Raw genomic sequence first — 16,759 nt, 5'->3', positions numbered from 1 at the left:
CGGGGAGATGAACTCCCACTCGGCATCCGAAAGTTGAGGTCGAGACACCCCACCGTTTTACTCCAGGACCCCCGGCTTTCCCACACCGGGGGCTCACCAGATCACGACTCCACACAGGCCCTAGGGCGCTCGACGTCCGCCTCGGGCCGACGCCTTTCGACCGGACGACGGGCGACAGTCCCCCACCTGCGCTGACCATCGGCTTCCCTTCCCACACCACGGCGATGAACTGGTATGAGACGGAGTTCGTAAATCTCCTCGCAGCCTGCCGCCAGGCCGCCGAGGTGGGCGAGGACGTCGTGGCGTGGCAGTTGCCGATCGTCCTCAGGACATTCTTCCAGCTGCGACGGCCGACCACCGACTGGGTCATGGCCTCTGAGACCGCTGTTGCTGCCGCCCGTCGCCTGGGTGACGCACATGCTGAGGCGATCACCTTGCGGTCTCTCGGGGCCGCGCTCTCCTACTGCGGGGCGTACGAGGAGAGCCTGCAGCGCAACCGTGAGGCTCTCTCAGTCAGCCGAGAGCTCGGCCAGGACGAAGGGTGGTGCCTCAACAGCATCGGAGACTGCTTGGTGTCCCTCGGTCGTTTCAGCGAGGCGATCGACCAACTGGACCAAGCTCTGATCGCCGCCGAACGCAACGACGATGTCCTTCTGACCGCCCACTCCCTGGAGAACATCGCCCCCGCCTACAGTGCGCTGAAACGCTATGACGAAGCGATCGGCTCCCTGCAACAGTCCTTGACGATTTTCCGTGACCTCGGTAGTGCTCACGGGGAAGCGTTGGTACTGGACAAGCTCGCCAACACCTACCTCTCCCGGCAGCGCTTCAAGGAAGCGGTCCACTTCGCCTCACAGGCGCTTTCGCTGCACGAGGAGCTCGGCAATCGCCTCAGCGAGGCGGACACCTTGCGCATTCTCGCGCGCGCTTTCAAGAACATCGGCCGAGTCGCCGAAGCCCGGGTCCACTGGCTCCGCGCACTCGTGACCCTCGAAGACCTCGGTCACCCCGACGCGGTCGACGTGAGGGGCGACCTGCTCGGCCTCTGATCGGGATCCGGCTGGCCTGCCTGGATGAATCAGTCCGATGTCTGGGGCGGCCGCGCCTACGGCGAAGGGCGGCCGTCCCCTGCCTGTGACAACAGATCTGGACGCGCTTCTGCCGACACGGCATGCGCACATCACAACCAATGGAGCCCCATATCACCGGATCGGTGGGGCAACGGCCGAATTGGGTACTGGATCCCTTTCGGATGCTGGCGCTCGTTCGAGCGTGGCGGGCAGTCCGAGCGGTGACCACGATGCCCATGGGATCTGACACGGAACCTTGCTGCTCGCCCCGCTACCCACGCACCCTGGCCCGTGATTCCGGGGCAACCTTCGACTGTCCGACTTCTCGGACACGAGGCAGCGGACGAAGGCCTTACCGGCCACCGACAAAGCCTTCGCGGGCCGACAGCCTCGGTAGCCTTGTGCCGCTTCGGGCAAGGTGTGGGTTCCAGCGCCATCTCCGGCACCTGCGGGGCCGCTTTCAGTTCGGGCCGTTACGTGACGCCCCATCACAGCCGCTGCGGTCACGGCCCCCACCGCAGATAGCGCCGATGCGCTGATGCGGAAAACGCCGCCCTCCGCCTCCCGGTGATCGAGGACAACCGCTTGATCGACATCGTGAGCCTGGGCGACCTCGCCAAGGACCAGGACCCGAACTCGTCCCTGAACCCTGCTCGGACCAGAACGTTGCCGCCCGGGACGACGCATTAACGCCTTGCCTCGCAGCGTGAGAACACGGCTGCACGACATGCCCAAGTTTGCCCTGAAATCAGTGTCCCGAATTCTGTCCTGCCGATCATGAAATCGTGATCGACTAAGCAGGATCGAACCCCTCAGCCACCCGATCAACTAGCAAAAGTTGCTGGTCAGAAGGTTTCTCCCCGCGTAGCGCACAGTGGGGCGGGTGGGACTCGAACCCACGGCCGACGGATTATGAGTCCATTGGGGATCTTGGCGGCCCTTGCCGATCAGTGCCGATTCACGCCGTTCTTGCAGGTCAGACGTGCTGATCCGTGTCAGCCCTGTGCAATGTTTGTCGGTCTGTTCCTGTCCTTGCGGCCCCTCAACGGCCCCTGACGCTCCTTGAAAGCCTGCCCCATACGGAATCCCGGGCGTCGCTCCAGCTCAGCCGACGCGGTTGAACCATGGCGCGGCGGATTTCCCTTCCAACGCCCAGAGGCTCCGCCTCAGGCAAGCGAAGGTGCGTGCAGGCCGACCAAGGCGGCGACGACGTCCTCCCGGAATCGCCTGTACGGATACTCCGACGCATGAGAAACGACGGCACCACCGTCGGCATCCCGGTGACCGTGACCGAGGTGACGGACTCCCACATCACCTGGGAGTTCTGTCGCTGAAGCGGAGGGACGCAAACCATGAGGCGCCCCAGCTGTGACCGGCGCAGATCAGTCCCATGAAAAGGCGCCGTTGCCGATACCGCGGGCGTGCTGTGGTGACCATCTCGCCGGGCGCTGCCCATACCTGGTGTCGTACGCCCGCCGCGCCGCTGGGCCGACGGCGGAACAACTGCGCTACCGCTGTAGCTGCTTGAGCAGCTTGCGGGTGCTGGGAGAGGGCGTCGTGCCGATCTGGGCCAGTGCCGTCTCGCAGCCCTGGAACGCAGTGAGGACTCCGTCGTCGTCGCCCAGCGCGTTCGCCGCGCGCATCCGTACGCGCCAGGCCACCTCGCGGAGCGGGTCGATCGCGGTCGCCCGCTCGCACAGGCGGACGGCGTCGCTGTACTGGTGCAGCTGCAGGGCGAGGTCGGCCGCCGATGAGAGGGCGTCGGCGGCTTGCCGGGACAGCGTCCGGCGCCGTTCCTCCACCCACTGCGAGGCGCGGTCCGGCAGGTAGTCGCCCTCGTTGCGGGCAAGCAGCGACTCGATCGCCGACAGCCTTGCCCGCCCGGCCAGTCGGTGGGCGTGAGCGAGGTCTGCTTCCATCAGCAGCGACTGGCACCCCCGCACCACCTCTTCGGCGATGGACAGCCTGTTCTGTTCGACGGTGAGGCGCAGCTGTGGCGGCAGGGCCAGGTTCAGCTGGTGGACGGCCTGGCGCAGGTAGGCGCGGGTGGACCGGTCGTCGCGTGCGAACAGCGCCTCCAGAATCTGGGGGCGATCGGTGGCGTGGCCGGGTCTGCTGCTCAGGTAGGAGAGCAGCTCCAGGCTCTTGCTGATGCGCAGGCGGGCCTCGACGCCGTCGACGATCAGGGCGTGGCGTCCGAACTCCACGACCGTCACTGTCGGCAGGCGCTCCGTGACCTGGATGTTCGCTCCCTGGGCGGCGAGCGCCCGGCCGATCGCGTGCCACCGGGTGTCCGTTTCGGCCTCGGCGTCGATGCGACGGGAGACGACAGCGGGGAACTCGGTGAGGACCTGGAGCAGTACGTGATGGGAGCCCTGGCGGCCCGACACTTCAAGGGCCAGGTCGGCGGCCCGGTCGGCCTCGTCCTCGTGGCCGACGCGCCACTCCGCCTCCGCCAGAAGAACCGCTGCGATGGGCAGCTCCAGGAAGAGGCCACCGGCTTTCAGCAGCGAAACGGCCTCGCGCAGACAGTCGAGCGCGTCGGCATCCGCGCCGCTGCGCAGCAGGAGCCAGCCTCGCCACGCACGGGCTTTGGCGCTGAGCTGCACCGCGTGTTCGATGAGCGGGTCGTTGTCCAGGCCGTCGAGCAGTGCCATGGACACCTCGGGGTCGCGGCGGTCGAGGATCCTGAGCCTGACCAGCCCTTCCGTGAAACCGAGGTACCAAGTGTGCGCCCCGGCGTCGAGGGCGAGCCTGCGGCCTTCCTCCAGGGCCGTGATCGCTTCGTCGGGGCGCCCGGCGTCCAGCAGAAGTTCCGGCACCACTGCGTGCAGGCTCAGGGAGTTGGAGAGCGAGTCGCGGGTCCGTTCGTACAGCTCCAGTGCCCGGCGGGTGTGGCCCTGCGCGCGGAGCGCCGCGATCTGCCACGGGGTGGCCAGGGAGGTGCCCCAGTGCGACTCCAGGGAGATGTCCAGGTCGCTCAGGTGACCGAACCAATACTTGGCGAACAGCACGCACGCGTCGAACGGACCGCCGGTCAGCTCCGGTGGCGTGTCGATGCGGTATGAGGGATACATCGTGCCGAGTGAGTAACGTACGGCGGCCACCTCCGCGCCGGGGCCGGCCAGCCGCAGGATCTCCTCCACGTCCGCGGGGCGGCCGCACTGGGCGTAGCAGTAGATCATCAGCGCCGCCGCCCGTTCCGACGCCCGGGCGATCTCGTCGCGGGTACCGGCCTTGAGGAGCTCGTCAGCGATGGCCATGCCCCCGCGATAGTCGTCGCGCGCCCAGGCAAGCATGAGGCGTGCCGTGGTCAGTTCATGGGGTTCATGGGGTTCGCGGCCGACCGGGCCGAACGCGTCCAGCCACCGCTCGGCGACGGGGAGGTCGAGCCGCTCGATCACCCGCCGGATGACCCGCGCTCCGCAGACGCGCGCCTCGGCGGCCTCTCCGGCCTGCAGCAGGACCTCGGTGGCCTCCTCGTCGTGGCCCTCACCGGCCAGCAGCCGGCCGTGGGCGAGGCGGATCCGGCGCAGCTCCTCGTCGTCGCGCAGGCCGAGCTGCTCCAGCAGGAACTCCCGCAGCCGCGGGTGGCAGCGCATCGTGCGCCCGTCCCGGGACCAGACGACGGGCAGCCGGACCGAGCGCAGCGACTGCATCCGTCTCGCCGACGCGTCGAGGCCGAGAGCCCGCGCCCGCTCGGCCGTCACCTCGTCGAGGACCGCTGCCGTGACGAGGAAGTCCCGGTCTGCGTCGGGCAGTTCGGCGAGGATCCGGGAGGAGATGTAGCCGTGCAGAGGGTCGGCCTCGCCTCCGACGACCGCGGTGTGCTCCTCGGAGCGCCAGGCTTCGAACAGCACACCGGTGACCCAGCCGCCCGTCGCCGACACGGCCTCCGCCGGATCGATCGTGGCGTTGTTGTTGAGCCGCAGGGCGTCGGCGGCCTCCTCGACGGTGAAGGCGAGGTCCTCCTCGCGGAGGGAGGCGACGGCGGTCGGGTCGAGTTGCCGGTGGACCGCCGACGGGATGTCCCGTCGGCTGACCAGGACCGCGCGCACCGTGCGCGGCAGGTAATGCAGGAAGGAGCCGAGTGCCTCCCAGCCCTCCCCGGACACCCCGAGGCGTTCCAGGTTGTCGAGTACCAGCACCAGCGCGTGTCCCCGCAGGGACTCGGCGAGGAGCCCGGCGGACTCCGTGTGCTGGATGCCCGCGCGCAGCGCGCGGGTCGCCACCTGGTGTGCGGCGGGTGCGTGCTGTGCCAGTGCGTCTTCGAGGTAGGCGAGCAGACGTCCCGGCTGGGCGTCGGTCGCGTCGACCGACAGCCACGCCACCGGGTGGGGCAGGTGTGCTGTCGCCTGGCTGATGGCGGTGGTCTTGCCGGCGCCGGCGGTCGCCAGTACGAGCACCACCTGACGTCGCTCGATCAGCGCGCCGAGAGCTGTCTCGATCCTGGGCCGTGGCACCAGACGCTCGGGTACGTCCGGAACGGAGATCTTGTGCTGGATCAGACCTACGGCGTGCGGCACCGTCTGTCGGGGGTCGTCCATGGCCACCTCAACCGGGGGAATTGCCAGAGGATCTCACAGGCCCACTTTCCCCGTCGCCCAGTACGGCTGTGTGTAGATGGCGGATCGGTGCAGGTCATACCGGGTACGGACCAGATTCCGCGCGCGCTGGATGGTCTGCCCATGCCCGGACAGATAGGCGTGTGTGACCGCCTCCGGTGGGGCATCGCCCAGCCAGGACAACAGCGCCTCCCCTGGCTGCGGGCTCTGCGCGACGACCTGTACACCGGGCAGCAGGTCCCGCACCAGCGGTACGTCCTGTGCGGGCACCTCGACCACACCACGCACCCGGCCCCGGTCACCCAGCCAGCGGATCATCGAGGACCACAGGCCCACCGTGGTGGCATCGCCGCACACGAATGTGGTCCCCGGTTCGGCACGTGCCCGGAAGCTCCGCGTCGCCTCCAGCCCCATCACGGAGACCGGGTCGCCGACCGCGAGACCGTCCAGCCACGCATCACCGGGTGAAGGCGGGCCCGGGACAACGGCGCTGTGCCGATAGAACAGGATGGACATGCGTCCCGTGACAGCATCGACCGCGTCCGGCGTGTATCGCCGGAACGCCGTCGGTGAGACCAGGAGCGTGGTCACCTGGCACGGCGCCCACTCACGCCCTTTCAGTCGCTCGCCTGCGAGGTGGACACGCCGGAACGACGGCGACAGATCCTCTGTATCGGTCACCGTGCACGGCATTCCGCGGACCTCGATCATCCGGGCGAAGGGCGCGGGCAGGCTGGGCATCGGTCACTCCTTGGTAGTGGATTGTGCGAAGCGCGTACACGGCGGTACGGCCGTGTGACGTGTGAGGGGTCCCGTCACGCGCGGGCGATCAGCGGAACGTCGGCATGATCTGCTCGGCGTAGGTCTTGAGTTGCTCGCGTTGGATGTCCGGTGCGTCGACACCGGGCAGCGCCTGTGCCCAGTACTCCCAGACGAACCAGTCCAACCGGCCGCCGCCGTAAACCGTTTGTACGTCTTTCATCTGGTCCCGGACCTGGTCCGCGGTACCGCAGAGGAGCAGGCCCGCCGCGTGCATGCGGCGGGTCAGTGCTCGCGCGTCGTCCAGACGCAGGGGGCGGCGGGGGTCGTCGGCGGTGGTACGGAGGCCTTCGTTGCAGCCGAAGGCCTGGAAGAGGCCCTGGTACCAGTAGCCCGAGGTCTGGACGGCGAGGTCGAACGCCTCGTCGAACGTGTCGCCGAGGAAGAGCTTCGCGACCACGCCCACGCCTTCGCCGAGCCGCAGGTCGCGGCCGTGTGCGCGGGCAGTGTCGCGGTACAGCTCGGCGATCGAGCGCACCTTCTCCCGGCTGCCTGCTTTGAGCAGCAGGGTTCGTCCGCTGCGGGCGGCGTCGATCACGGTCTGCGGTGAGGCGCTGGTGGGGATGAAGACCGTCGGCCTGTGTACGGGCTTTGGCACCACCCCGATCTGACGCACGGTGCCGTCTTCGTCGACCTCGCCCGGGCCGCCGTAGGTGCGGGTCCAGTCGGCGGGCGGCCAGTTGTGGATGCCGCCGGCCGGATAGGGCACCTGGTAGTGCTTGCCTTTGTGCTGGAAGGAGTCCTCGGCCCAGGCCCGTTCCACGATCGACAGGTACTCGTCGAAGACCTCCCGGTTACGGGCGTCGGAGCCCGGATGGCCGGAGACGACGGCGTCGTCCTGGGTCAGGGTCTGCATCCAGCGGGTCTGATGGCCGCGGGCGAAGGAGACGCCGAGCCGGCCGGGGAACATGTGGGTGAACATCGCGAGGTCCTCGGCGACGCGCAGGGGATTGTGGGCGGGGAGCACGATAGACATCGGGGCGAACATGATCTGCCTGGTCTGCGCCGCGAGTTTCGCGTAGAGCAGCAGGCTGTTGGGCATGTTCTCGCCGCCCTCGGTCTGGAAATGGTGTTCCGCGCTGCCGAAACCGTCCATGCCGAACGCGTCGGCCCAGCGGGCGATGTCCTCGTAGTTGCGCAGCATGGCCTGGAAGGCATGGATGTCCCGGCCGATCGGGCGCCCCGAGCGACGTTCCGAGGGCTCTACGGGGATGACACTGCTGCACCAGACCAGTGTTTTCACGGTGTCTCCTTGCAGGGTGGGTGTGGTGGCCGACGAAGCCACGGCGTCGGCCGCGCCGCCGTCATCGGCTCGGGGCGGGCGGCCCGGCCGGTGTCGGTGAGTCCCTCGCCGGGAGGTGGTCCTGTGCGGCCAGGGGGATGAGGAAGGCATTGCCGTGGGGAGCCAGGGCGTACTCGCTGCGGGGTGGCGGTCCGGGGTGGGCGGTCCGGGTGACGAGGTCGACGGTGGTCAAGTCCTTGAGGCGGTCGGCGAGCGTGTCGTCGCTGATGCCGGGGACTCGCTCGCGCACCTGGGCGAAGTCGGCCGAGCCCTTGGCCAGGGCCGCGATGATCAGGCCGTTCCATGGTTCACCGAGGAGGGTGAAGGCCCGAGTGAGGGCCGGGTCGGGCTGGGCCGGCTGTGGAGGTTCGGACCAGGGGTCCGGCTGAGAGCGTTGTGGGGTGGTCATGGTGTGTGTCCGCTCCGGTACGGCGGAGGCATCGTGGTGCGACGCCTCACGTCGTACGTCGTCGTGGCCGTGGCCGCGTCGGAGGTCGGCCCCTGCCTGCTGGGCTGTGCCCTGGTGGGGTCGGCCCTTGGCAACGGCATGCCCCCTCCGTGAGGTCAGCCCATGTGGATGGGCGGGGCGCCCTCGGTGTGCTGCTGCCTGCCCGCGTTGACGGCGAGGAACATGACCGCCAGGCCGCCCAGGAACATGGCGCCCGAGGCGACGAAGGCCATGGTGTAACCGTGGGTCAGTGCGTCGCCCGCCTTCGCGACCAGGGGGAAGTCCTTGGTGGCCAGGCCCCTGAAGAAGGCGGAGGCCGCCTCGGGGAGCTTGTCGTTCGCGGTGGTCGTGGAGATCGTCGACAGGACGGCGAGCCCGAGTGCGCCGCCGATCTGCTGGGCGGTGTTGAGCAGTGCCGAGGCCATGCCGGTGTCCTGGTGGTCGACGCCGCTGACCGCGCCGAGTGTCATCGGGACGAAGCTCATGCCGAGCCCGAGAGCGGTGACGAACATCGCCGGCATCAGATGTGCGGCGTATGAGGAGTCGGGTTCAAGGGTGGCGAACCAGAACATGCCGCCCGCGGCGACCAGCAGTCCGGGTCCGGCGATCAAGCGGGGCGCCAGGTTGGTGATCAGCTTGGAGCTGATGCCGGCGGCGGCACCCATGCCGACGCTGAAGGGAAGAAAGGCGAAGCCCGTCTTGACGGCGCTGTAACCGAGGATGAGCTGCATGTAGAGCGTCAGGAAGTAGAACATCGCGAACATGCCCGAGCCGACGAACAGCATCGTGGCGTAACTGCCGGAGCGGTTGCGGTCCTTGAACAGCCGCAGCGGCATCATCGGGTCCGCGGCGCGCCACTGGACGACCAGGAACACCGTCAGCAGTACGGCGGCGGTCGCGAAGGAGGCCAGGGTCAGGCCGTTGGTCCAGCCGTGTTCGCCGCCGCGTGTGATGCCGTAGACGAGGGCGATGAGGCCGCCGGTGCCGGTGATGGCGCCGGGGACGTCCAGGCGGCCGGGGTGCCGCTGGGCTTCGACGAGGGTTTTGGTGCCGGCGAGGACGGCCAGGCCGATGGGGATGTTGATGAAGAACACCCAGCGCCAGTCGAGGGCGTCGGTCAGTACGCCGCCCAGCAGCAGGCCGACCGTGGCGCCGACGCCGCCCATCGCCGCGTACACGCCCATGGCCGTGTTGCGTGACTTGCCGGCCGGGAAGGTGGTGGTGATCAGGGCCAGCGCGTTGGGCGCGGCGAGGGCGGCGCCGATGCCCTGGAGGATGCGTGCGCCGATCAACAGGGCCTCGTTCGGGGCGAGTCCGCCCAGCAGTGAGGCGAGGGTGAAGACACCGATGCCTGCCTGGAATACGCGCCGCCGGCCGAAGAGGTCTCCGGCCTTGCCTCCGAGCAGCATCAGTCCGCCGAAGGCCAGCGCGTAGGAGTTGACGATCCACGCCAGGTTCGCATCGGTGACACCCAGGTCGGTCTGGATGGCGGGCAGAGCGATGTTGGTGATCGTGGCGTCGAGGATCACCATCAGCTGGGCCGCGGCGATCACGAAGAGCGCCAGGCCGAGGTGCCGGCCGCCGGGGGAAGCCCCGGACGTATCGGTACCCGCCTGCGCGGGGGTGGTGGCCGTGCTGTCGGCAGACAAGGGGAACTCCAAAGGGCTACGGAGGGGCGCGGAAAATTAACTTCACCCGGGCAAGGACGAAACCTGGCCGAATTGTCAAACGCAGAAATCTTGCAGGAATGCAGGACCGGCAGCCGGATATGCAAGTCCGGGTCAGAGCGAAGCGCCGAACCAGGTGCTCAGGTCGACACCCGGTCACACTTGGCTGGAGAGGTCCAGCAGACATAGCCGTCCGAGTGGATCAGGAGCGCGTCGGCATCCTCACTGATGGGCGGGATCTCCGGCACCCGGAGAGCGTCGACGCGACCGGCCCACGACGGGCCGTTTCGACGAACGCGGGGTCCGACGCAAGCTCGGCGGCAAGCAGCAACCCGGTCAGCCCACTGCCGACCACCACGGCCTCGATCGTCTCCATAAATGTTCTCCTGACACCACTGATTTGCTCCGCTGAAGAATTCAGACGGCCGGGAAAACTCATTCCCTGACATCGACAGATCGTGCCAGCGGGGTGTTAGCGGAGGAGAAACCAAGGACAGGGCACCATCCTGGCGAGCCGGTCGAGGTGTTCGCCATGGAGCGGTGAGGCCGCCCGTACAGGGCGCCTGGTTCAGGGGTTTGCGGGTCCTGGACAGACGCTGATGAACTGCCCGACGCGCGGGTCGGAGGCCGTGTCGACGCTGAGCTGGTGGCCCCGAGCGGACAGCATGATCGTCCCGGACTGCTGGGGGACGGGCCTCATCAGGGTGTAGGGCCGTCCGGGCGACCTTGCCGGCGAGCGTCTCGATGTCGATCGCGGTGGCTGTGCCGTTGAACGTGATCCAGACAGGCCCGCGCTCCAGGGAGTGCACGGCGTTTTCGTCACGGGTCGTCTCGGTGCGAACGGTGCCGTTACAGGTCATCCATGCCTTGTCGTGGTCGCCATCGACTGGCGGGGTCATCGGATAACCGACGTCTCCTTCGACATGGTTGTACGGGAGTGTGCCGGTGTCCCAGACCCGTTCGCCAGGCCGAGGGTGAGCTGCGGGTCAGGTGTTCCAGACACCCTCCCGGGCCGCGGCGCCTGCGTACTCGGAGAAGTCCCGGGGGGACCGGCCGAGCACACGCTGAACACCGTCACCGAGTGAAGCGAGGCCGCCGGACCGGATGCATTCGTACAGGCCGACCGACAGCTGCACCCATTCCTCGGGCACGCCCTGCGCACGCTGCTCGGCCCCGTACGCCTCCGGGCTCAGGGCCACATAGCGGATGTCGCGGTTCGTGGCCCGGGCGATCTCCGCGACCGCGTCCCCGAAGGTCATCAACCGCGGCCCACTGAGCTCGTAGTCCCGCCCGGCGTGCCCGTCCTCGGTGAGCGCGGCGACCGCCACTTCGGCGATGTCCTCGGCGTCGACGAAGGCCTCCTTGCCGTACCCGGCCGGCAGCCGTACCTCGCCGCTCAGTACGGGGTCGCGCAGGAAGTCCTCGCTGAAGTTCTGGAAGAACCACCGCGGTCGCAGCACGGTCCGCTCCAGTCCCGCGTGTTCCAGCGTCCGCTCCGCAGCAAGGACTTGCTCGTGATCCGGGCCCCCGCCCTCGGGCATGGACAGCAGCACCGCTCGCCGGGCCCCGGCCGCCGCGGCCTGCCGAGCGAATGCGGCAACGGTCTCCGTGACCTGCGGACTGCCGAGGCCGGGGACGACGAGGTACATCGCCGTCACAGAGCGCAGGGCCGGTTCCCAGGTGTTCCGGGCGGTCCAGTCGAAGGAAGGCGTACCGGAACGGGACGCCGTACGGACCGTCGCGCCCCGCTCCTCCAACAGCCGCGCAACTCGGCGGCCGGTCTTGCCCGTAGCCCCTGTCACCAGGATCGTCTCGTTGTTCATGGGTTCAACTGAACCAGTCGCCACCCGCTGCAAACATGCTGTGCGAGCTCAGGTCCATAGTCGTTCGTCTACGCTGACCGGCATGGATCCCATGATGCTGACCAGCACGGATCCACTGACGGACCTGCTGAACGGGGTGAGGACCAGTGGCGCGGTCTTCAACCAGTCAAACCTCTCCGGCTCCTGGGCCGCGCGCTTCGAAGACGGCTCGCCGCTGGCGCTGGCAGTACTCCTGCGCGGCTCCGCCTGGGTCATTCCGCAGGACGCCGACCCGGTGCGGCTCGGTCCCGGAGATGTCGCCGTGCTGTGTGGTGGCACCCCGTATGTCATCGCCGACGACCCGGCCACCGAACCAGGCGTGGTGATCGGCTCAGAAGGCCGCTGCACGAACGTTCGGGGCGAGGAATCGGTCGCTGCGCGAACTCCGGGCGCACCCCCCTCGGGTACGACAGAGCCGGACAGCACGCTCCTCCTGAGCGGCCTCTACACAGTGGATCACGGCGTACCGAGCCGGCTGCTCGCGGCGCTGCCTGCCCTGGCCGTCATCGAAGCCGAGCTGGGCTCCTGCCCGGTGAGCTCGGCGACCTTCGAGGAGATCACGCGCGAGGAGCCCGGGCAGCAGATCCTGCTGAACCGAACGCTGGACCTGATGCTCATCACCGCCCTGCGGGCCTGGTTCACCCGCCCGGGCGCCCAGATCCCCGCCTGGTACCGGGCTCACGGCGACCCCGTGGTCGGCCCCGCCCTGCGCCTGCTGCAGGCCGACCCCGCCCGTCCCTGGACGCTGCCCGCTCTGGCGGCCGAGACCGGCGTGTCCCGGGCCAACCTGGCCCGCCGCTTCACCGCCTTGGTGGGCCGGCCGCCGATGACCTACCTACGGGAACAACGTCTCACTCTGGCCGCCGACCTCCTGCGCGAGCCCGACGCGACGCTTGCCCGGGTGGCGGACCGCGTCGGCTTTTCCAACGCCTTCGCCCTGAGCGCCGCGTTCAAGCGGGAACATGGCGTCAGCCCGAACGAGTACCGGATGCGGGAGACCCGGGCTAAGACCTGACACCGGGAGAACCTCTGCAGCTCTCGACGCCGTTTCGACGCCTCCACAGCCGCCCTTCCCTCGTCCGTCGCCAGGCGTCATGGTCACGGCCCCCACACTCCGCCGCCCTCCTCACCTGTCCGGGGCCGGGACTCATCACGCGTCGCGGACGGTCACCGTAAGCACCCGATGGTGCAGGCCACGGACCTGCTGCTGCAGACGCCCTGCCCGCAGCCCGCGCAGACCGCCTCTCGGGGCCGTTTCCTCTTCGGGCCGTTTCCGTGGCCTCTTGGCTCATCGCCAGAACGCACTCTCAGCGGTCACTTATCACCACTCAACTCGAAGAGCGACAACGGCACACAGGCCGCCGCCAGCCCCTAGCCGTCATCGAGCGGCGCGTATGGCAAACAGAGACGACAAGCGCGAGCCCGGCTCCGGGTGCGCGGCGCTCGACAGCGTCAACCTCACCCACGCGATCCTCGGCACGTCCGACGACTGCGTGGCCACACACCCCTCCGACGTCGCCGTCGCCTTGGCGGCGCTGGAGGCGAGAGTGCAACTGCTGGGCCCGGGCGGGGAGCGCAGTGTCCCCTTCGCCGCCTTCCTCCTCAAACCAGGCAGCACCCCGAGCCGTGAACAAGTTCTCCGCAAGGGCTAGTTGATTGCTCCCGTTCAGATCCCGGCACACCCGAGCCCGCTGAGGTCGGGCTATCTGAAAGTGCACGACCAGCAGTCGTACGAGTTCGCGCTAACCTCGGCGGCCGTCGCGCTGCCCATCCGCGGCGGGTGATCCGGGAGGCGAAGGTCGCCGCCCGAGGCGTCGATGCAGCAGGCGCGTTGCTTGCTGTTTGGGCCGAGACAGCTGCCGCCCAGCTGGGCGTCCCCGGCCACACGGACCAGTCCGTACAAGAGGGTCGAGTAACCCGTCGGGCCGATTCCTCGCTCCCTCGGCCGTCGCGGGGACGCTCTCTCAGCAGCGACAGGCCTTCCACAGCACAGACGGCAGCCGACGTCGCCCTACCCGCGTCCGCGCACCCGCCACGCCGGTATCAGCACCGCCTCCGCCGCCGGCCCGGTACTCAACTGACCGCCCCGTGGATGGCTGCCCCAGCAGCGCCACCATCAAATGGGACAACGGATCGCCCCCGAGACACCGTCGGCCTGGACACGGCTACGCCCTCCCGGCCCCTGTACGGCCCCTGGGTCTTGGCATCGACCCTCAAGTCAGTCGCCCGGACCGCGAGCCAGGACCTCGATCATCCACTCAGCTGCAGGTCAGACGGTTTGCAGCTCCCCCGGCCGTCTCCGGACTCCAAACTCACGAGCAGCGGATTCAGTCCGTTCAGGCAAAGTTGACGATCCGACAGGACAAAATGAACGTTTCCGCAGGTAAGAGGCTTGCGCAGGTGGGGCGGGTGGGACTCGAACCCACGGCCGACGGATTATGAGTCCGCTGCCCTGCTCCACCCCGGAACTCGCTCCTTCCAGGCTTCCAGGTCGTCGGCATCCAGCCGGCCGACCATGAAGCTGCTGACAGACCTACTGCAGGATTCTGCAGGCGCGCCAAACCCAGGGGGAACAGTTCCTCTCCCCCGCTCCTTGCCCCATTTCGGTGCGGCCGAACTTTGCCCCTACAGTCCCACCAGGGCACCTAACCGAGGAAGCTCAATCTGACCAGACGGTCCGTGTTCTGGGTGTTCGTATCCACCAGGCAGACCGACTGCCATGTCCCCAGTTCCAGTCGTCCGCCCAGCACCGGCAGCGTGGCGTGCGGTGGGACGAGGGCCGGGAGTACGTGGTCGCGGCCGTGGCCGGGGTGCCGTGACGGTGCCGCCAGCGGTCGTCGGAGGGGAGCAGGGTGTGCAGCGCGGCGAGGAGGTCGCTGTCGCTGCCCGCCCCCGTTTCGATGACCGCGACTCCGGCGGTGGCGTGCGGGACGAAGACGTTGAGGAGGCCGTCCCGGCCGTCCGCCACCTCCCTCAGGAATGTCTCGCAGTCATGGGTGAGGTCGACGACCGTCTCCTCGGTGCCGGAGACGATGTTCAGGACGCGCGTGGTGAAGGCGTTGGACATGTGCCCCATCATCACCCGGCCGCCGGGAGCCACTCCCGACCTGACGCCCACCCCTTGATACGAGTGGTCCATTCCGCGAGACACCATAGACCGCGGTCGCGTCACCTGGCTACTTTCAGCGGCATGTTGAGTTCAGCCATGCTCACCACGCGCGGTCACATCGACCTGCTGCGGGTGGCCTCCGCCGCGTGTCGCCGCGGCTGCTGACGTCCTTTTCCGCTCCCTTCACGCCCGCCTGGGCACCGCCCCACCCGCACGTCCGGGATCTCCCCTGATCCGCTTCGGACGCGGCGGCGCCGAGGTGCATCCTCCCCTCCTCGGTCGCTCTCCTCCTCGTGGAGCCCTCATGAGCATCAGCCATGTCCCACCCTGCGCCGCCAAGCCCGATATACCGCCTAAATCCGGTACCGGTGGGTCCGAAGCAGTCTCCGGTGACACCGAGCGCACCCTCCCCGACCTCGACCCCATCGTCCCCAGCTCCACGCGCCGCACCCGCGTCCCCCGCTGGCTGCGCCGCACCTCGGGCCCGCTACTGCTCCTCGCGCTCTGGCAACTCCTCAGCAGTACAGGCACGTTGACGGCCGAAATCCTCGCCTCACCCGGGCGGATCGCCCAGGTCGGCAGTGATCTGATCGCCGACGGTTCACTGGGCAACGCGATGGGCACCTCGCTCCAGCGCGTCGCCCTCGGACTACTCCTCGGTACCGTCATCGGCACCGGACTCGCCCTGGTATCGGGCCTGTTCCGGGTCGGCGAGGACCTCGTCGACGCACCCGTTCAGACGCTGCGGACCGCGCCGTTCGTCGGTCTGATCCCACTCTTCATCATCTGGTTCGGCATCGGCGAGACCCCGAAGATCGCGATCATCACCCTCGGTGTGACCTTCCCGCTCTACCTCATACGTCTACGCCGGAATCCGTGGCGTGGACACCCAGTCGATCGAGGCCGGGGAGTCGCTGGGGTTGTCCCGGTGGGGACTCGTCCTGCCGGGCGCGCTGCTCGGGGCGATGACCGGGCTGCGCTACTCGCTCGGTGTGGCCTGGCTCGCCCTCGTCTTCGCCGAGCAGATCAACGCGGACGCCGGTATCGGCTTCCTCATGGTGCAGGCGCGGGGCTTCCTGCGGACCGACGTGATCGTGGTCTGCCTCATCGTCTACGCGTTCCTCGGTCTGCTGGCCGCCTTCGTCGTCCGCTCCCTCGAAAGGCTGCTGCTGCAATGGCGACCCACGTTCACCGGACGGTGACCTCACCCGCCGTACGGGTCGACGGTCTGACTCGGTCCTTCGACGGCCGCACTGTCATCGACAACCTCCGACTCGACGTCAGGCCGGGCGAGTTCGTTGCCCTGCTCGGCCGCAGCGGCTGCGGAAAGTTCCACACTGCTGCGCATCCTCGCCGGTCTCGACCGCGACATCAAAGGCACCGTCCTCGTGCCGCGCCGCAAGGCTGTCGCCTTCCAGGCGCCCCGGCTGATGCCGTGGAAGAAGGTGTGGCGCAACGTCCTGCTCGGGCTGCCCGGCAAACCCGGACGTGAGGTCGCCGAGCAGGCGCTCACCGAGGTCGGCCTCAGCCGGCGTTCCGACGCCTGGCCCAAGACCCTGTCCGGCGGTGAGGCTCAACGCGCTTCGCTGGCAAGGGCGTTGGTGCGCGAGCCCGATCTCCTGCTGCTCGACAAGCCGTTCGGCGCGCTGGACGCGCTCACCCGCATCAAGGCCCAACGGCTGGTCGGCGAACTCTGGCAACGCCGGGGCTGCGCAGTCCTGTTGGTGACGCACGACGTCGAGGAAGCGGTGCTGCTCGCCGACCGTGTCCTCGTGATGGACGAGGGCGTCATCGCGTACGAGACGACGGTCGACCTGGACCGCCCGCGCGACATCACCGACCCGCGCTTCGCAGAACTGCGCGCCGGACTGCTGGAACTCCTGGGCGTCGACACCGCCGCCGAAGCCGCCTAAGCCCTGGCAACTTCCCTCCCGCAC

General features: G+C 68.6%; 11 protein-coding genes, 1 tRNA gene and 5 pseudogenes. 6 read left to right on the top strand and 11 right to left on the bottom strand.

The genetic code is table 11. The annotated features are described in order from the left end of the window. Nucleotides 1-224 precede the first annotated feature (224 nt). Both G3I71_RS22065 and G3I71_RS22060 read left to right on the top strand, forming a co-directional pair. Nucleotides 225-1,049: a tetratricopeptide repeat protein gene (locus tag G3I71_RS22065; protein WP_164316550.1), complete on the top strand. Its 825-nt coding sequence runs from the start codon at nt 225-227 to the stop codon at nt 1,047-1,049. 1,205 nt (nt 1,050-2,254) lie between these two features. Beyond that, on the top strand, nt 2,255-2,404 hold the full coding sequence (locus G3I71_RS22060; RefSeq protein ID WP_164316549.1) for a hypothetical protein: 150 nt from the start codon (nt 2,255-2,257) through the stop codon (nt 2,402-2,404). Between the two features lie 174 nt (nt 2,405-2,578). Here G3I71_RS22060 and G3I71_RS22055 read toward each other — a convergent pair whose 3' ends face one another. From G3I71_RS22055 to G3I71_RS22025, 9 genes and pseudogenes are all read right to left on the bottom strand, one after another. Further along, the gene (locus tag G3I71_RS22055; RefSeq protein ID WP_164316548.1) at nt 2,579-5,617 is read right to left on the bottom strand and encodes a BTAD domain-containing putative transcriptional regulator; all 3,039 of its coding nucleotides are present in this window, start codon (nt 5,615-5,617) and stop codon (nt 2,579-2,581) included. A 33-nt stretch (nt 5,618-5,650) separates the two neighbouring features. Next, nucleotides 5,651-6,376, bottom strand: a complete 726-nt coding sequence (locus tag G3I71_RS22050; RefSeq protein WP_164316547.1) for a siderophore-interacting protein — start codon at nt 6,374-6,376, stop codon at nt 5,651-5,653. Between the two features lie 88 nt (nt 6,377-6,464). After that, nucleotides 6,465-7,697, bottom strand: a complete 1,233-nt coding sequence (locus tag G3I71_RS22045) for an LLM class flavin-dependent oxidoreductase (RefSeq protein WP_164316546.1) — start codon at nt 7,695-7,697, stop codon at nt 6,465-6,467. Between the two features lie 61 nt (nt 7,698-7,758). Then, nucleotides 7,759-8,145: a helix-turn-helix domain-containing protein gene (locus tag G3I71_RS22040; protein WP_164316545.1), complete on the bottom strand. Its 387-nt coding sequence runs from the start codon at nt 8,143-8,145 to the stop codon at nt 7,759-7,761. A gap of 155 nt (nt 8,146-8,300) precedes the next feature. Continuing rightward, complete coding sequence (locus G3I71_RS22035; RefSeq protein WP_164316544.1) at nt 8,301-9,833, bottom strand: MFS transporter; 1,533 nt, start codon at nt 9,831-9,833, stop codon at nt 8,301-8,303. Between the two features lie 220 nt (nt 9,834-10,053). Beyond that, nucleotides 10,054-10,227 carry a hypothetical protein gene (locus G3I71_RS51290; RefSeq protein ID WP_239149278.1) on the bottom strand — a complete coding sequence of 58 codons (174 nt, stop codon included), beginning with the start codon at nt 10,225-10,227 and terminating at the stop codon, nt 10,054-10,056. Nucleotides 10,228-10,419: 192 nt separating this feature from the next. Continuing rightward, a complete protein-coding gene (locus tag G3I71_RS52950; protein WP_369335572.1) occupies nt 10,420-10,518 on the bottom strand; it encodes a hypothetical protein in 99 nt (32 codons plus the stop codon). 64 nt (nt 10,519-10,582) lie between these two features. After that, nucleotides 10,583-10,765: pseudogene (locus G3I71_RS52945) on the bottom strand (DUF3105 domain-containing protein); the annotation flags it as partial. 72 nt (nt 10,766-10,837) lie between these two features. Continuing rightward, nucleotides 10,838-11,674 carry an NAD(P)H-binding protein gene (locus tag G3I71_RS22025; RefSeq protein WP_164316542.1) on the bottom strand — a complete coding sequence of 279 codons (837 nt, stop codon included), beginning with the start codon at nt 11,672-11,674 and terminating at the stop codon, nt 10,838-10,840. Between the two features lie 82 nt (nt 11,675-11,756). On the opposite strand from G3I71_RS22025, the gene G3I71_RS22020 reads away from it, so the two are divergent. Together G3I71_RS22020 and G3I71_RS51285 are read left to right on the top strand one after the other, a co-directional pair. Then, nucleotides 11,757-12,728 carry an AraC family transcriptional regulator gene (locus G3I71_RS22020; RefSeq protein ID WP_164316541.1) on the top strand — a complete coding sequence of 324 codons (972 nt, stop codon included), beginning with the start codon at nt 11,757-11,759 and terminating at the stop codon, nt 12,726-12,728. Between the two features lie 394 nt (nt 12,729-13,122). Further along, nucleotides 13,123-13,529: pseudogene (locus tag G3I71_RS51285) on the top strand (FAD binding domain-containing protein); the annotation flags it as partial. Between the two features lie 585 nt (nt 13,530-14,114). Here the strand turns inward: G3I71_RS51285 and G3I71_RS22010 are convergent. Then, a tRNA-Ile gene (locus tag G3I71_RS22010) sits at nt 14,115-14,186 on the bottom strand. Between the two features lie 172 nt (nt 14,187-14,358). Then, nucleotides 14,359-14,780 (bottom strand): annotated as a pseudogene (locus tag G3I71_RS22005) (YjbQ family protein). Between the two features lie 346 nt (nt 14,781-15,126). On the opposite strand from G3I71_RS22005, the pseudogene G3I71_RS22000 reads away from it, so the two are divergent. Both G3I71_RS22000 and G3I71_RS21995 read left to right on the top strand, forming a co-directional pair. Further along, nucleotides 15,127-16,024, top strand: a pseudogene (locus G3I71_RS22000) (ABC transporter permease). Beyond that, a pseudogene (locus tag G3I71_RS21995) lies at nt 15,997-16,735 on the top strand (ABC transporter ATP-binding protein). The pseudogenes G3I71_RS22000 and G3I71_RS21995 overlap by 28 nt, the downstream one beginning before the upstream one ends. Nucleotides 16,736-16,759 lie beyond the last annotated feature (24 nt).

The sequence above is a fragment of the Streptomyces sp. SID12501 genome (genome assembly GCF_010550245.1).
GTDB lineage: Bacteria > Actinomycetota > Actinomycetes > Streptomycetales > Streptomycetaceae > Streptomyces.
The sequence above is the reverse complement of the archived record's forward strand: the minus strand, read 5'-3'. Positions and strand labels throughout refer to the sequence as shown.

Excerpts from the sequence above, each read along its gene's own strand:
- G3I71_RS22065 (WP_164316550.1), top strand. The coding sequence starts at position 225 with ATGAACTGGTATGAGACGGAGTTCGTAAATCTCCTCGCAGCCTGCCGC.
- G3I71_RS52950 (WP_369335572.1), bottom strand. The coding sequence starts at position 10,518 with ATGCTGTCCGCTCGGGGCCACCAGCTCAGCGTCGACACGGCCTCCGAC.
- G3I71_RS22020 (WP_164316541.1), top strand. The coding sequence starts at position 11,757 with ATGGATCCCATGATGCTGACCAGCACGGATCCACTGACGGACCTGCTG.
- G3I71_RS51290 (WP_239149278.1), bottom strand. The coding sequence starts at position 10,227 with ATGGAGACGATCGAGGCCGTGGTGGTCGGCAGTGGGCTGACCGGGTTG.
- G3I71_RS22025 (WP_164316542.1), bottom strand. The coding sequence starts at position 11,674 with ATGAACAACGAGACGATCCTGGTGACAGGGGCTACGGGCAAGACCGGC.
- G3I71_RS22050 (WP_164316547.1), bottom strand. The coding sequence starts at position 6,376 with ATGCCCAGCCTGCCCGCGCCCTTCGCCCGGATGATCGAGGTCCGCGGA.
- G3I71_RS22040 (WP_164316545.1), bottom strand. The coding sequence starts at position 8,145 with ATGACCACCCCACAACGCTCTCAGCCGGACCCCTGGTCCGAACCTCCA.
- G3I71_RS22055 (WP_164316548.1), bottom strand. The coding sequence starts at position 5,617 with ATGGACGACCCCCGACAGACGGTGCCGCACGCCGTAGGTCTGATCCAG.